At 73.0% G+C, this 14,734-nt stretch carries 15 protein-coding genes and 1 tRNA gene; 7 read left to right on the top strand and 9 right to left on the bottom strand.

The genetic code is table 11. The features are described 5' to 3' along the window. Positions 1–27 precede the first annotated feature (27 nt). Positions 28–705: a dienelactone hydrolase family protein gene (locus Q5530_RS04855; RefSeq protein ID WP_415360970.1), complete on the bottom strand. Its 678-nt coding sequence runs from the start codon at positions 703–705 to the stop codon at positions 28–30. Between the two features lie 119 nt (positions 706–824). On the opposite strand from Q5530_RS04855, the gene hisC reads away from it, so the two are divergent. Next, positions 825–1,892 (top strand): histidinol-phosphate transaminase, encoded by a 1,068-nt coding sequence (hisC, locus tag Q5530_RS04850; RefSeq protein WP_415360969.1) that lies wholly within the window; start codon positions 825–827, stop codon positions 1,890–1,892. Here hisC and Q5530_RS04845 read toward each other — a convergent pair. The 3 genes from Q5530_RS04845 to Q5530_RS04835 all read right to left on the bottom strand — a co-directional run bounded on the left by Q5530_RS04845 (position 1,882) and on the right by Q5530_RS04835 (position 5,902). After that, on the bottom strand, positions 1,882–2,631 hold the full coding sequence (locus Q5530_RS04845) for a sulfite exporter TauE/SafE family protein (RefSeq protein ID WP_415360968.1): 750 nt from the start codon (positions 2,629–2,631) through the stop codon (positions 1,882–1,884). The genes hisC and Q5530_RS04845 overlap by 11 nt on opposite strands. Positions 2,632–2,756: 125 nt before the next feature. Beyond that, positions 2,757–3,659 (bottom strand): neutral zinc metallopeptidase, encoded by a 903-nt coding sequence (locus Q5530_RS04840; RefSeq protein WP_415360967.1) that lies wholly within the window; start codon positions 3,657–3,659, stop codon positions 2,757–2,759. Between the two features lie 521 nt (positions 3,660–4,180). After that, positions 4,181–5,902 carry a bifunctional metallophosphatase/5'-nucleotidase gene (locus tag Q5530_RS04835; protein ID WP_415360965.1) on the bottom strand — a complete coding sequence of 574 codons (1,722 nt, stop codon included), beginning with the start codon at positions 5,900–5,902 and terminating at the stop codon, positions 4,181–4,183. A 133-nt stretch (positions 5,903–6,035) separates the two neighbouring features. Between Q5530_RS04835 and Q5530_RS04830 the strand changes: the two genes are divergently transcribed. From Q5530_RS04830 to Q5530_RS04815, 4 genes are all read left to right on the top strand, one after another. After that, positions 6,036–6,506: a MarR family winged helix-turn-helix transcriptional regulator gene (locus tag Q5530_RS04830; protein ID WP_380632503.1), complete on the top strand. Its 471-nt coding sequence runs from the start codon at positions 6,036–6,038 to the stop codon at positions 6,504–6,506. A gap of 18 nt (positions 6,507–6,524) precedes the next feature. Beyond that, a tRNA-Ser gene (locus Q5530_RS04825) sits at positions 6,525–6,609 on the top strand. A gap of 291 nt (positions 6,610–6,900) precedes the next feature. After that, positions 6,901–7,209, top strand: coding sequence for a hypothetical protein (locus tag Q5530_RS04820; RefSeq protein WP_415360964.1), 309 nt, complete (start codon positions 6,901–6,903; stop codon positions 7,207–7,209). Between the two features lie 131 nt (positions 7,210–7,340). Further along, positions 7,341–7,814, top strand: coding sequence for a GNAT family N-acetyltransferase (locus Q5530_RS04815; protein ID WP_415360962.1), 474 nt, complete (start codon positions 7,341–7,343; stop codon positions 7,812–7,814). Between the two features lie 68 nt (positions 7,815–7,882). On the opposite strand, the gene Q5530_RS04810 is transcribed toward Q5530_RS04815, so the two are convergent. The 3 genes from Q5530_RS04810 to Q5530_RS04800 form a co-directional block, all read right to left on the bottom strand. Further along, positions 7,883–8,503 carry a hypothetical protein gene (locus tag Q5530_RS04810; RefSeq protein ID WP_415360961.1) on the bottom strand — a complete coding sequence of 207 codons (621 nt, stop codon included), beginning with the start codon at positions 8,501–8,503 and terminating at the stop codon, positions 7,883–7,885. A gap of 202 nt (positions 8,504–8,705) precedes the next feature. After that, the gene (locus Q5530_RS04805) at positions 8,706–10,232 is read right to left on the bottom strand and encodes a M28 family metallopeptidase (RefSeq protein WP_415360959.1); all 1,527 of its coding nucleotides are present in this window, start codon (positions 10,230–10,232) and stop codon (positions 8,706–8,708) included. A gap of 77 nt (positions 10,233–10,309) precedes the next feature. Next, entirely contained in the window at positions 10,310–10,942 is a 633-nt protein-coding gene (locus tag Q5530_RS04800) for a GNAT family N-acetyltransferase (RefSeq protein WP_415360957.1), read from the bottom strand. Between the two features lie 55 nt (positions 10,943–10,997). On the opposite strand from Q5530_RS04800, the gene Q5530_RS04795 reads away from it, so the two are divergent. Continuing rightward, positions 10,998–11,966, top strand: coding sequence for an NAD(P)H-quinone oxidoreductase (locus Q5530_RS04795; RefSeq protein WP_415360955.1), 969 nt, complete (start codon positions 10,998–11,000; stop codon positions 11,964–11,966). Between the two features lie 67 nt (positions 11,967–12,033). On the opposite strand, the gene Q5530_RS04790 is transcribed toward Q5530_RS04795, so the two are convergent. Next, positions 12,034–12,675 carry a class I SAM-dependent methyltransferase gene (locus Q5530_RS04790; protein WP_415360954.1) on the bottom strand — a complete coding sequence of 214 codons (642 nt, stop codon included), beginning with the start codon at positions 12,673–12,675 and terminating at the stop codon, positions 12,034–12,036. 13 nt (positions 12,676–12,688) lie between these two features. After that, complete coding sequence (locus tag Q5530_RS04785) at positions 12,689–13,888, bottom strand: cysteine desulfurase-like protein (RefSeq protein ID WP_380632520.1); 1,200 nt, start codon at positions 13,886–13,888, stop codon at positions 12,689–12,691. Positions 13,889–14,001: 113 nt separating this feature from the next. Between Q5530_RS04785 and Q5530_RS04780 the strand changes: the two genes are divergently transcribed. Beyond that, positions 14,002–14,544: a bacterial proteasome activator family protein gene (locus tag Q5530_RS04780; protein ID WP_415360953.1), complete on the top strand. Its 543-nt coding sequence runs from the start codon at positions 14,002–14,004 to the stop codon at positions 14,542–14,544. The last annotated feature ends 190 nt before the right edge of the window (positions 14,545–14,734 follow it).

Below are 14,734 nucleotides of genomic sequence, written 5' to 3'. Positions count from 1 at the left end.
GTCCGGTTCCAAGACCCGACGAGAGGCTCAACGCAGGTGCGAGTCGAACCAGTTCAGCGCCCGCTGCCACGCCTCCGCGCTGACGCCCGGATCGGTGTCGAAGCGGTGCCCGGTGTCGGCGAACACGACCACGTCGGTGGCGACCGGCGCCGCGGCCGCCGCGTCGCGCAGCTTCTCCACGTCGCTGAGGGGGATGGCGGGGTCGTCGTCGCCGTAGAGCCCCAGCCAGGGGCAGGTCAGCTCCTCCGCGACCTCCACCAGCGACGGCAGCCCGCCGGCCAGCGGTTCGACGATCCCACCACCACCGACGGTGACCGCGGCGCCGATGGTTCGGCTTCCCGCAACGACCATCGCGACCGCCCCGCCGAGGTCGAAGCCCATGACGCCGACGCGGTCCCGCCCCACGCCGCGCTGCTCCAACCAGACGAACGCCACGTCCGTGTCGGCCAGCACCTCTTCCCCCGACAGGGCGCTCACCACGGCGGGCGCCTCCTCGCCGGACACCTCCTCGTAGAGGTGCGGCGCCACCGCGAGCCACCCCTCGGCGGCGAGCCCGGCCACCAGACCGCGGACGGTGTCGGTCACGCCGCGCGCCTCGTGGAGCACGACCAGGCCGCCGCGGACGGCGTTCTCCGGCTCGGCGACGGTCAGCGTCAGCTCGCGGCCGTCGGTGAGGGAGATCGTCTCGGTGCGGGTAGGTGTCATGGCCCAACCCTTCCACGAGGGGGTGAACGCGAGTCAACGTGAGCAACCAGACCGCGATGTGCCCGTTCGGCGCGGCGGGGGGATAACGTCCAGCTCAGAATCCCGAAGGGAGCCCTTGGATGACCGTGCGAACCCGCGCCGACCTCGGTGCCCTGCCCAGCTACGTGCCCGGCCGGAGCGTGCCCGGCGCCGTCAAGCTGGCCAGCAACGAGGTGTCGGCCGGACCGCTGCCCAGCGTGGTGCGGGCGATCGCGGACGCGGCCACCGCCGTGAACCGCTACCCCGACACCGCCGCCACCGACCTCGTGGCGCGCCTGGGCGACAGGCTGGGCGTGCCCACCGACCAGCTGGCCGTCGGCTGCGGCTCGGTGACGCTGTGCCAGCAGCTCGTGCAGGCGACGTGCACCGAGGCCGACGAGGTGGTGTTCCCCTGGCGCTCGTTCGAGGCGTACCCGATCATCACCGCGGTGGTCGGGGCGGGGCAGACCAGGGTGCCGCTGACCGCGGGCCACGGCCTGGACCTCGACGCGATGGCCGGGGCGGTCACCGACCGGACGCGGCTGGTGTTCGTGTGCAACCCGAACAACCCCACCGGCACCGCGCTCACGACGGCCGAGCTGGAGCGGTTCGTCGACCGCGTGCCCACCGACGTGCTGGTGGTGGTCGACGAGGCGTACAAGGAGTTCGTCGACGACCCGGACGTGCCGGACGGCGTGGAGTTCGCCAAGGCCCAGTGGGCGGCCGGGCGGGACAACGTGGCCGTGCTGCGCACCTTCTCCAAGGCGTACGGGCTGGCCGGGCTGCGCGTCGGCTACGCGGCGGCCTCGCCGGCGGTGGCCGAGGCGCTGCGCAAGGTCTACGTGCCGTTCAGCGTGAACGCGCTGGCCCAGGTCGCGGCAGTGGCCTCGCTGGACGCCGAGGACGAGCTGATGGCGCGCTGCCGCGCGGTGGTGGCCGAGCGGGGCCGGGTGCGGGCGGAGCTGCTGGCCGCCGGGTTCGAGGTGCCGGTGTCGCAGGCGAACTTCGTCTGGCTGCCGCTGGGCGAGCGGACCGCCGCGTTCAACGAGCACTGCCTGGCGCACAAGGTGGTCGTGCGGGCGTTCGCCGGCGACGGCGCGCGCGTGACGGTCGGCGAGGTCGAGGAGAACGAGGCGTTCCTGGCGGCGGCCCGGTCCTTCACCGGGTGAGCAGCTGGACGATGGCCACGACTCCCACCACCACGATGACCGCGCGCAGCGCGGCCGGTGGGAGTCGGCGGCCGACCTTCGCGCCGATCTGGCCGCCCACCACCGAGCCGACCGCGAGCAGCAGCACGGCGAGCCACGCCACGTCCGCGATGAAGATGAACAGCACGCCCGCGACCAGGTTCACGAACGCGGTCAGCACGTTCTTCAGGGCGTTCATCCGCTGGATGTGCTCGTCCACCAGCACGCCCATCAGGCCCATCACCAGCACGCCCTGGGCCGCGCCGAAGTAGCCGCCGTAGATGCCCGCGAGGAACACTCCGACCCACAGCGCGAGGCCGCCGTGCTCCTGGCGCTCGCGCTCGGCCAGCTTGCGGTTGAGCCAGGGCTGGAACACCACCAGCACCAGCGCGATCGCGATCAGCACCGGGACGATCGCGGAGAACGCGTCCTCCGGCAGCACCACCAGCAGGACCGCGCCGAGCACGCCGCCGAGCACCGAGGCGGGCAGCAGCCGCTTCACCCGGCCGGCCTGGCCGACCAGCTCGCGCCGGTAGCCCCAGGCGCCGCTGAGCGAGCCGGGCACCAGGCCGAGGCTGTTGGACACGTTCGCCACCACGGGCGGGTAGCCGACCGCGAGCAGCACCGGGAACGTCACCAGGGTGCCGGAGCCGACCACGGTGTTGATGCCGCCGGCGAACACCCCGGCCAGGACGACGAGGACCGCCTCCAGCGTCGTCACGGCTGCTCCCCCTGTCGCGCGGTGGTCCGATCAGCGGACGCTAACACCGCGCCGGGTGGTGCGCGGTGTGGCACTTCCTACACCGCGCACCACCCGGTCGGGGGTCCGCGCCGGTCGCCCCGCGCTCAGCCCAGGTTGTCCGTGTCGAAGGTGTCGCAGCGCGCCGGGTCGCCCGTCTCGTAGCCGGTCGTGTACCACTTCTGGCGCTGCGCCGACGAGCCGTGGGTGAACTGGGTCGTGTCGACGTGGCCGCCGCCCAGCTCGCTCTGGATGTAGTCGTCGCCGATGCGGGCCGCCGCGTCGAGCGCCGCGTTCACGTCGTCCTGCGTCACGCCGGTGATCAGCGGCCGGCCGGACCCGGTGGGCACGGTCTGCGCGTGGTTGGCCCAGGCGCCCGCGTAGCAGTCGGCCTGGAGCTCCAGCCGCACGGAGCCGGAGGTGGCACCCGCCTCCTGGCCGACCCGGTCGGAGGTGCCGAGCAGGTTCTGCACGTGGTGGCCGTACTCGTGGGCGAGGATGTACGCCTCCACGAACGGGCCGCCGGTCGCGCCGAACTTCTGCTCCAGCTCCTGGTAGAAGGTGAGGTCGATGTAGACCTGCCCGTCGGCCGGGCAGTAGAACGGCCCGACCGCGGAGGTGGCGTTGCCGCAGCGGGTCTGCACACCGCCGGAGAAGAAGTTGGTCTGCGCGCGCTCGTAGGTGCGGCTCGAACGGGCGAACTGGTCGCTCCAGAACGCCTGGATCGAGTTGATGAACGCGACCGCCCGGCAGTCGGTCTCGCGGTTGGCGTCCGCGCCGGTCCGGCACTTGTCCGCGATGGCCTGGGAATCGACCTGCTGGTCCCGGCCCACGTCGCCGAAGCCCGAGCCCGAGGGCAGCTGCGCGCCGCCGCCGAGCTGGGACAGCACGAAGTAGATGATCAGGCCGACGATGCCGAGGCCACCGCCGCCGAGCGCGACCCGGCCCCCCACCCCGCGCTGGTCGGTGACCTGCGACGTGTCGAGCTCGGCGTTCTCGTTGAACTGCACCGCGTCCTCCAAGCAGGCCGATCGGGCTGGGCACGGCAAAGCCCGGGTGCGGAGCCCGACGTCGGGGCACCGCACCCGGGTTTTCCAGTTGTGGAGGTGGCGAAACCGTTCGGCACGAGGTCGGCGTGGACCTCGGTCGGCGCCGCCTGGACGACGACGCCCTGAGGCAACCGGGTCAACAGCGTCAAGCGCGGCGAGATCACCAGTGGTGCTGCGCGCTCGAAACCCCGTGTTCACCGCTCACGGTCGCGGAGGGACGGGCTGAGGCCGTGCCGTCCGCGAGATGCGCGGTCGAACGCGGTTCGTCACCGCGTGGTCTTGACCGCACCGCACCACCCGACCCTTTCCGGACGTGCCCCGGTGGTTCGCTCGGGCTGTCCACCGCCGGCAGGTCCTCCTTCGAGGATGCGCCTGATCGGCCCGGGTCGCAAGCCCTCGACAGGGCCCTGAACTGGTGAAACAGGATGCGCGGTGGTTGCGAAGGGTGAGCGGCCCGGCGGACCGGGCCGCTCACCCCGGTGTCACGGCGTGGTGGTGATGCGGCCGAGCGCCGGCGGTGCGGCGTTCGGGTTCGCGGTCAGGTACGCGGTGAAGGCGTCGAGGTCGATGCCGCCGCCGGTGATGTCCGTGCCGCCGGTGAAGGTGCCGAAGCCGTCGCCGCCGGCCTGGAGGAAGCTGTTGATCGTGACCCGGTAGCTCGCGGCCGGGTCGAGCGGCGTGCCGTCGAGGACGATGTTCGAGACCTTCGAGCCGATCGGCGCGGACGCCGACCAGGAGTAGGTCAGGCCCGCGGACGGCTGGAGCACGATCTGCCGCTGCGCGCCGTTGACGACCTGCCACTGCTGCTCCAGCGCCGCCTTGAGCTGGGCGCCGGTCAGCGTGACCGTCTGGAGGATGTTGCCGAACGGCTGCACGGTGAACGCCTCGCCGTAGGTCACCACGCCGTCGCCCTCACCCGCGGGCGAGGAGGCGTAGGACAGGTCCGCGCGCACGCCGCCGGGGTTCATCAGCGCGAGCACCGCGCCGTTGCCGCGGGTGGCGGCCAGCTGGGAGTCCGCGATCAGGTTGCCCAGCGGGGACTCGCCCGCCGCGTTCTGCGCCCGCGGGACGTCCTGCGCGATGGTGCCGATCCGGCGGTTGGCGATCGGGCCGGACTTCGACTTGGCCAGGTCGATGATCGACTGGACCGCGGGGTCCGGGGTGACGTCCTTGGTGACCACGTGGTTGCGCGCGACCGTGGCGGAGCGGACGACCTCGCGGGTCCTCTTGTCGATCTTCAGGTCGACCACGGACAGCTCGCGGCCGAACGCCAGGCCCTCGATGAACGGGCGCGGGTTGCCCGCCGGGTCGGTGACCGTGCAGTTGTAGTGCTGGTGGCTGTGGCCGGAGAAGACCGCGTCGATCTTCGGGCTGACCTGCTCGGCGATCCGGCGGCCGGGGCCGCCCTCGACCGTGCGGCAGTCGTCGGGGCCGCCGCCCGAGGTGTTGTCGCCCTGGTGGATCAGCAGGACGATCGACTTGACGCCCATCCAGTTCAGCAGGTCGGCGTAGCGGTTGGCGGCGGCGACCTCGTCGCCGAACTTGAGCTCCTTGATGCCGTTCGGGTCGACCAGGATCGGCACGTCCTTCAGCGGCATCCCGATGAAGCCGATCGGGACGCCGTCGCGGAACTCCACCCAGAACGGCGGCAGCGCGGGCAGGTCGTGCTTGTTGGCCAGGGTCACGTTCGCGCCGAGGACCGGGAAGTCCGCGCCCTCGTAGCGGGGCCGGAACTGGCAGCCGTCGGCCGGGTGGCAGCCGCCGTGCTGCATGCGCAGCAGCTCGCGGTAGCCCTCGTCGAACTCGTGGTTGCCGGCGGCCGTGGTGTCCATGCCGACCTGGTTGAGGACCTCGACGGTCGGCTCGTCGTGGAACAGCGCGGAGATGATCGGCGAGGCGCCGATCAGGTCGCCCTGGCCGACGACGACCGAGTTCCGGGCCTGGGCCCGGAGGTTCTTGATGTGGGTGGCGTTGTAGGCCGCGCCGCCGGCGTCGACGGTGGTGCCGTCGGCCAGCGTGACGCGCCCGGAGGAGCCCGTCGGCGGTTCGATGTTGCCGTGCAGGTCGTTGATGCCGATCAACCGGACGTCCACCGTCCGTGACGGCTTGTCGTCGGCCTGGGCTGGGGTCTGCGCGACGGTCACCGCGAGTGCCGCGGCGGCCGTGGCCGCGAGCGCGGCGACGCGCCGGTTGAACGAGGTCATGTGGGGGTCCTCCCTGGCCGCGCCCCGGTAGGAGGGCGCACTACGGCGGAGGAGTTTGCCTCCCGGAGCTGACGCGCACCAGACATCCGCGTGGATCGTCCGTTAACGGAGATGTGCGGCATAGCCTGTGGAGGTGACTGAGCAGGAGCCGCGCTGGTTGGACGCCGCGGAGATGCGCGCCTGGCGCAACTACGTGGTCGGGGCGTCGATGTTGGAGGACCGCCTGCACCGCGAGCTGCAGGAGAGGCACGGTGTGTCGCTGGCCGACTACGAGGTGCTGGTGCGGCTCTCCGAACGCCGGGGGCGGCGGATGCGGATGTCGCAGCTGGCGGACGAGGTGGCGTCGTCCAAGAGCCGGGTGTCGCACCAGGTGGCCCGGATGGAGCGGGAGGGCCTGCTGCGGCGGCGCGAGTGCCCGGAGGACGGGCGCGGGGTGTTCGCCGAGTTGACCGACCAGGGGATGGCGGTGCTGGAGGGCTCCGCGCCGACGCACGTCGAGGGGGTGCGGGAGCACATGATCGACCTGCTGTCGCGGGAGGAGCAGGAGGTGCTGGCGAAGGTGTTCGACCGGGTCATCGCGCACCTGCGCGGGGTGGACGGGTAGCCTGCTGCCGGCACATCGGGAAGCGTGGCAGAGCGGCCGAATGCACCCGCCTTGAAAGCGGGAGACGGGCAACCGTCCGGGGGTTCAAATCCCTCCGCTTCCGCAGGTCGGAGGAGGTGTGACCGCCCTCTGAGTGGCGGTCAACCCCTCTGTGTAGCAATGTATGTAGCAACACCCTCAGCCCAGCTCGTCCGTGAGTTTCTTCAGCGCCTCCCGCCGGGCCGCCCTGCGGGGTCGTGAAGACCAGGCCCGGCCCTCCTGGGTCACCGCGGACTTGCCGGGCACGGCGATCGACGCCCGCCGACGCCCCGCGCCGGCGGCCAACGGGGAGCCGGATGTTGCCGGACCGTCTATTCGCTCGGTTCGAACACCCCGCACACCCAAGACTGGGGCGGTGCCACGCTCTGCCCACACCCACGCACTGCTGCGCGCCCGCGTCCTCGGCGTGGTCAGCCGGTGGGACCCGGAAGGGCTGCTCGCCGTGGGGGCACCCGTCGACGAGTACGAGCCCGAAGCCAGGTCGTTCGCAGCGCTGCTCGACCAAGGCGTCACCATCACACCCGAGATCGTGCGGCAGGTGTGGGAGGAGTGGTTCGGGCCGGACTCCGGCTTCGTCCGCCTGTCGACCCGCGAGGTGTGGGCGGAGTTCGCCGCGGAGCTGAACCAAGCCGTCGCCGCAACCGAGGGGGCCGAACAGGTGTAGCCACCGGTACGGCGACGGAGTCGTGCTGGTGTGGCCTGGTTCGGCCGATCGCAAGTCCGTAAGCTGCGAGAACGGCGTGGACCGAACGGCTCGGAACAGCCCGGTACGGCCTTGGGGGCGGGGGAACACCGGTGGCGGACGTGGCACTGCGGCTGATCGACGATTCCGATCTCGACGCGCTGTTCGAGCAGGTGCGCGACCCCGAGTCGGTGCGGATGGCCGCTTTCACCGCCGCCGACCCGGACGACCGCGACGCGTTCGACCGGCACATGTCGAGGTTGAGGGCCTCGCCCGACATCACCCTGCGCGCGGTGACCCACCGGGGGCGCCTGGTCGGCACCATCTCCAGCTTCGTCGTGGAGGGCGACACCGAGGTCACCTACTGGATCGACCGCTCCGCCTGGGGCCGGGGCGTCGCGAGCGCGGCCCTCGCCCTCCTGCTCGACCTGGTCCCGGTCCGACCCCTGCACGCCCGCGCCGCCAGCGACAACGTGGGATCGCTCAAGGTCCTGCGGAAGGCGGGCTTCCGGGTCGTCGGCACGGAGGTCTCGTACGCGAACGCGCGGAACACCGAGATCGAGGAAACGGTCCTGCGCCTCGACTAGCCGCGGCGCCCTGCGGATCCCGGGCAGCCTTCGACCGCGCACGGGTTCGCGGCGGCGCGCGGTTCCGGTCAGCGGTCGAGTTCCTCCATCACCGCCGTCGCCGCTTTCGCGACCTCGACGCACGGGTCCGCCTCGAAGGGGCGCGTCGGCGGGTTGTCGTCCGAGAGCAGTCCGACCGCCACGGTGACGAGGCCCTCCGAGCCCTCCTCGGCGCGGTTGCGCTGGTACCAGACCAGGGAGCAGTTCTGCCGCTCGTTCCCGTGGTGGTCCACGCTCACCGGGCGACCCAACAGGGTCGAGTCGGGGGCGAACGGGGATCTGTCGTCTCCCTCGTAGCGGACCGCCACCTTGCCCAGGGGGCCGACGGCCTCGCACAGGTCGATCGTCTGCCACCAATGGGGATCACGGCGGTTCTGCCGGTTCGCCTCGCCGCCGCCGACCAGGTCGGTGAGCGCCGGCACCGCCGCGCACGGGTCCGCCAACGCCCCCTCGGGGCCGCGGGGCAGCTCGCGCAGCGCCGGCTCCAACTGCCGGAGCAGGTCGGGCACCGCCGCGCAGAGGTGCTCGTCCACCCACTCCTGCGGCGGCGGGGTGTGGGTGCCGCCTATGGCCCAGAACCTGAACCGAAGGCCGTGCCCTTCGACCAGGGGGACGTCGAAGGTCCGCCCGTACGGGGTGCACTCGTCCACGTGGGCCACCAGGTCGTCGCCCAGGTCGAGGATCGCGCACTGGTCGAGGTCGCGGAAAGTCCGCCAGCGGGTCCGAGGGCACCGTGCACGCCGCCAGCAGCAGGACCGGCAGCAGCGGGAGCAGGCGTCGCATGATCCCAAGCTGCGCACGAAAAGGGGTGGGGCCGGTCCGCCGAGGACCGGCCCCACCCCGTTCAGTTCGTCACGCCACGTCGGCGTGCGTGTGGTGCTCCTCGACGTGCATGGACCGCGCCGCGGCGGCGCGGGTCTCGGCCCGCTTGGCCCGCGGCGGGACGCCGTTGACGTCCTCGGTGCTGATCGCGTACGACGCGGTCACCCACGCGAGCGCGTCGGAGTTGCGGTCCAGCGCCTTGCGGTCGACGTTGCCCAGGTTGTCGCCCGCGCCGTGGTAGTTCGGGTCGTACGCGACGCCCGCGGTGCCGCCCCACTTGGCCGCCTGGGCCGCCGTCTTGACGCCCTCGGCGCCGGTGAACAGGCCGCCGGCCGGGATGCCGTTGAGGATGAACTCGCCGTAGTCGGAGCGGCCGGTGAAGTCCGTGCCCTCGGTCTGCACGCCCTTCTCGGTCTCCAGGTAGTCGACGAACGCCTGCTCGATCTGGCCCGAGCCGTAGGGGCCGGCGCCCGCGCCGACCGCGTCGGAGTCGTCGCCGTCGTAGACGAAGTACCCCGCGTTCGGCGAGCCGATCATGTCGAAGTTCAGGTACAGGGCGATGTCGAGCTGCTGCTCGAACGTCAGCGACTGCACGTACTTCTCCGAGCCGACCAGGCCCAGCTCCTCGGCGCCCCACCAGGCGAAGCGCACCGCGTTGTTCACCTTCGGCGAGCCGCCGAGCTGGAGGGCGGTCTCCAGCAGGCCGGCCGAGCCGGTGCCGTTGTCGTTGATGCCCGCGCCGACCTCGACGCTGTCGAGGTGGGCGCCCGCCACGACCACGTTGTTCTTGCGGCCGGTCTTGGTCTGCGCGACGACGTTGCGCGAGACGCGGTCCTCTTGGTGGTAGCGCAGGTCGACCGTGACGGCCTCGCCCGCCCGCGCGGCCAGCGCGGCGCCGTCGGCGCGGGTCACGCCGCCGGTCGGCACGACGCCGGGTGCGCCGAGCGTGACGCCGGACAGGTTGCCCTCGGCGTTGTTGGAGATGACCACGGCGACCGCGCCCGCCGCCGCGGCGTTGCGGTGCTTGATGTCGAACGTGCAGGAACCGCGCGGGACCAGGGCGATCGCGCCGGTGAAGTCCTGGCCCGCGAAGTCGGTCGCCTCGCAGCCCGGGGTGGCGTCGCTGGTGGGGATCACGCGGAGCGGGCCGGTGACGCCGCCGACGGGCGTCTGCGGCGAGAACTCCAGCGGGATGTTCTCGTAGGTCGTGGTGCCGACCTTCGCGACGGCCGCGTCGGTGATCTGGACCGGGTAGGTGAACTCCGGCGTCGTGACGTCGAACCCGGCGCCGCGCAGCTTGCCCGCGACGTAGTCGACGCTGGCGTCGTAGCCCGGCGTACCGGCCGCGCGCGAGCCGCCCGTGCGGTCGGCGATGCGCTGGAAGGCGATCAGGTGGCGGTTGACCCCTTCCAGGGTCACGCTCTTGGTGAGCTTCTTGGCCAGCTGCGGCCCGTCGGACTTCGCGGGCGCCGCGTTGCCGGTCGGGACGGCGACCAGGACGAGGGAAGCTGACGCCGCGAGGATCGCCGCGCGTCGAATCCCGGATCTTGCTGACATGATCGAGTTCCCCTTCACTCGGATGCCGAACCCTCACAAGCCGAGCGGGTGAAATCAATCCGTCAGTCGGTGGGTTGTCAGCCCGTGAGCAGCGGCAAGCACGGCGTGACGCCGCTGACCGACAGTTCCCAGTCGGGTCGGCGGAACGTCTCAGGGGTCACCAGCAGCCGCGTCTGCGTGGCCCGCTCACCGCGCCTGACCTGCACGAACCCGCCGTCCGGCAGGTAGCCGAGCTTCCGGCTGACGCCCAGCGACGGCAGGTTGTCGTCGAACGCGCTCGACCGCGCGGCGAGCGCCCCGAGGTGGTCGAACGCGAACAGGAGCACCGCCGCCCGCATCTCCGTGCCGAGGCCCCGGCCCTGGTGCGCCAGCCCGAGCCACGACCCGCTGGTGACCTCGCGCAGCACGGCGAAGTCCTCGGCGCCGAGCCCCTGCGAGCCGACGACCTCCCCGTCCAGCCGGACCAGGAAGTTCAGCGTCCAGCTCGCCGGCGACAGGGCCGCGCGCAGGCGCCAGTGGTGCTGGAGCGTGTTGCGGGCCACCCGGTCCCGGGGCTCGTCGGTCCAGGCCACGCCGAACGGGGTCCAGTCGGGCCGGTGGACGCCGGCGAGCGCCAGGTCGGCCAGCTCGGCCAGGCCCCCGTCGTCGTCGGGGCGCAGTTCCAGGCGGGGTGTGCGGAGCACCAGGTCGTGGAAGGGCCAGTGGTTCATGCGCTCAATGGTGGCGACCGCGCGGCGGCCGGGCCGGCGGATTACCGTCGGGCCCATGCGAGCGATCACCACTCGGGAACCCGGCGGGCCGGACGTGCTGGCGTGGACGGAGGTGCGGGACCCCGAACCGGGGCCCGGTGAGGTGCTGGTCCGGGTGGCGGCGACCGCCGTGAACCGGGCCGACCTGCTCCAGCGCCAGGGCCACTACCCGCCGCCGAAGGGCACCACGGACGTGCCGGGACTGGAGTGCTCGGGCACGGTGGCGGCGCTGGGGCCCGGGGTCACCGGGTGGGAGGTCGGCGACGAGGTGTGCGCGCTGCTGGCCGGCGGCGGGTACGCGGAGCTGGTCGCGGTGCCGGCCGCGCAGCTGCTGCCCCTGCCCGGCGGGGTGGACCTGGTGACGGCGGCCTCGCTGCCGGAGGTCGCGTGCACGGTGTGGTCGAACGTGGTGCTGCTGGCGCGGCTGTCGGCCGGTGAGACGTTCCTGGTGCACGGCGGCGCGGGCGGCATCGGCACGCACGCGATCCAGGTGGCGAAGGCCCTGGGCGCGCGGGTCGCGGTGACGGCGGGGTCGGCGCGGCGGCTGGCGCGGTGCGCCGAGCTGGGCGCGGACGTCCTGGTGAACTACCGCGAGCAGGACTTCGTGGCCGAGGTCGGGCGGGCGGACGTGGTGCTGGACAACATGGGCGCGGCCTACCTCGACCGGAACGTGGACGTGCTCGCCCCGGACGGGCGGCTGGTGATCATCGGGATGCAGGGCGGGGTGAAGGCCGAGCTGAACATCGGGAAGCTGCTGGCGAAGCGGGCGTCGGTGAGCGCGACCGGGCTGCGCTTCCGGCCGGTGGACGGGCCGAGCGGGAAGGGGCGCGTCGTCGCGGAGGTGCGGGAGCACCTGTGGCCGATGGTGGCGGACGGGCGGGTGAAGCCGGTGGTGGACCGGGTGCTGCCGATCCGGGAGGCCGCCGAGGCGCACCGGGCGCTGGAGGGCGGCGACGTGTTCGGCAAGGTGGTGCTGGCGGTCTGAGGGCGGGTCAGTCGAGCGCGGGTCAGTCGAGCGCGGGTCAGTCGAGCGCGGGTCAGTCGAGCGCGGGTCAGTCGAGCGCGGTCGCGGAGGCCAGGAACGTGCGCGGGGTGGCGCGGAAGCGCAGGGCGAACTCGTCGGCCCACCGCACCAGCACCGTCTGCTCGCCGGGGCGTTCGGCGTCGTCCACCAGGACCGCCGCGCCGGGCGCCAGCACGCCCCGGAAGACCGGCAGCGCCGGGTAGCGCGCGTCGCCCAGCAGGGGGCCGTCCACGAGGAGCAGGTCCACCAGGCCGTAGCGCTCGACGAAGGCCGACACCTCGTCGTGCACCAGCTGCGGGTGGTACCACTGCGCGTTGCCCAGGGCCGCCGGGTGGGGTGCCAGCGGGGCGTGGACGACCCGGGCCACGTGGCCGAGCCCCTCGCGCCGCAGCTGGCTGGCCACGAACGCCGCGGTGCGCTCGTCGTGCTCGATCGACAGCAGGTGCCCGAAGCCGCGGCGGGCCAGCAGCCGCGCCAGGACCACCGAGGACGCGCCGCAGCCGCACTCCACCGCCACCGTGCGCGAGCCGAGCAGCACCTCGTCGACCACGGCGGCCAGCGCGGCGGGCCGCAGCTCGTGCGCCGTGTTCGGCAGGTACTCCGACATCAGCGGCGCGAGGCGGTGCAGTGCGGCCAGGTCGGCGATCTCCCGAGACAGCAGGTCGTCCACCCAGCCCCGCCCCTCACCCCAGCTCGGCGACCGCCCGCACGAGCTCGTCGACTTCGACCGCGTTCGTGTAGTGGGCGAGCCCGACGCGGATGGCCCCGCCGACCTCACCCACCCCCAGCACCGAGAACACCCCGTGCTGCCCCGAGTCGGCGAACGCGCACACGCCGCGCTCGGACAGGTGCTCGACGCCGTCGGTGGCCTTCACGCCGGCAACCGTGAACGCCAGGGCGGGGACCCGCCGCATGGCGTCGCCGATCACCATGACGTGACGGAGCGATCGCAGTTCGTTGATGAGATTAGCCAGCAAACCCGCCTGGTACGCCTTCACGGACCGCAGTGACGTGAGCAGCCTCTCCCGCCGGGGGCCGACAGCCGCGTCGTCGAGGCCCGCCAGGTACTCCACCGAGGCGACCAGGCCGGCCAGCAGCGGGTAGGCGTGGGGGCCCAGCTCCAGGCGCTCCGGGCCGCGCGCGCCGGGCTCGACGGCGACCGAGGGCAGCAGGTCGAGCATGGACGGGTCGCGGAACACCAGCGCGCCCACCGGCGGGCCGCCCCAGTTGTTCGCCGAGACCGCCACCACGTCGGCGTCCATCGAGGTGACGTCCAGCGGCACGAACGGCGCGGCGGAGGAGGCGTCCACGACCACCAGGGCGTCCGTGCGGCGGGCCGCCTCGGCGATCTTGCGCAGGTCGGGGCGGGTGCCGACGGAGCCGGACGCGGCGGTGACGGCGACCAGCTTGCACCGGGGCGTGATCAGCTCGTCGTACTGCCACGCGGGCAGCTCGCAGGTCTCGATGTCGACCTCGGCCCACCGCACCACGCTGCCGGTGCGCTGGGCGGCCCGCTGCCACGGCGCGATGTTCGCCGGGTGGTCCAGGCGCGACACCACGACCTCGTCGCCGAGGAACCAGGTGTCGGACAGCGCGTCGGACAGCCGTTGCAGCAGCACCGCGGAGCTGGGCCCGAGCACGACCCCGGCGGGATCGGCGCCCACCAGGTCCGCGACGGCCCGCCGAGCCGCGTCGACGATGGCCTCGGCGCGTTGCGAGGCAGGGAATATGCCACCCGGCCCGGAGACGGGTGCGCGCAGCGCGGTGGAGACGGCCGTGGCCACCTGTTCGGGTACTTGCATCCCCGCAGGAGCGTCGAGATGAACCCAGCCGTCGCCGAGCGCGGGGAACAGGCCGCGGACTCGTGCGACGTCGAACGCCATGCCGCACACCGTACGGACGAGGTCCGCCGCACCGACAGCAGGGGCTGCGGGTTTGCCACCCGATCCGTGACCCGGTTCGCCCCACCGGGCCCCATCGAGCCAGGATGGACGGCATGAGCGAGCAGGAGAACGAGCGGCACGTGGTCGTGGTCGGCCCGGACGGGACGCCCGTGGGCGCCACGCGGTTGCCGGCCGGCGCCGGTGACGACGCGGGCGGCCAGGACGTGACCGACCTGGTCGAGCAGCCGGCGAAGGTCATGCGGATCGGCACGATGATCAAGCAGCTGCTGGAGGAGGTCAGGTCCGCGCCCCTGGACGAGGCCAGCCGGAACCGGCTCAAGGAGATCCACAAGCGGTCGATCGACGAGCTGGAGGACGGCCTGGCGCCGGAGCTGCGGGACGAGTTGGAGCGGCTGTCGCTGCCGTTCACGGAGGAGGGCACGCCGTCGGACTCGGAGCTGCGGGTCGCGCAGGCCCAGCTGGTGGGCTGGCTGGAGGGCCTGTTCCACGGCATCCAGACGGCGCTGTTCGCCCAGCAGATGGCGGCGCGGGTGCAGCTGGAGCAGATGCGGGGCCGGGCGCTGCCCGCCGGGCCGGGTGGGGCGGTCGAGAACCGGGAGGGCCCGCACCTGCGGGGCACCGGCCAGTACCTCTGAGGACGACGGGCCGGGCTGCCGGGCCGGGCTGCGGCGGGGGGCCGGGCGGCGGGTCAGGGCTGCGGCAGGGCCTGGCCGCGGGTCAGGGCTGCGGCGAGACCGGGCCGCGGGTCAGAGCCGCCGAGCCGGGCCGCAGCGGGGCCGGGCTGCCCGGAACCGCCCCCGGTGCCCCAGGCGGTCCGACCGCCCG

This window comes from Saccharothrix sp. BKS2, assembly GCF_047689505.1.
Taxonomy (GTDB): domain Bacteria; phylum Actinomycetota; class Actinomycetes; order Mycobacteriales; family Pseudonocardiaceae; genus Actinosynnema; species Actinosynnema lopnurensis.
This window is presented reverse-complemented; position numbering and strand designations above follow the sequence as displayed.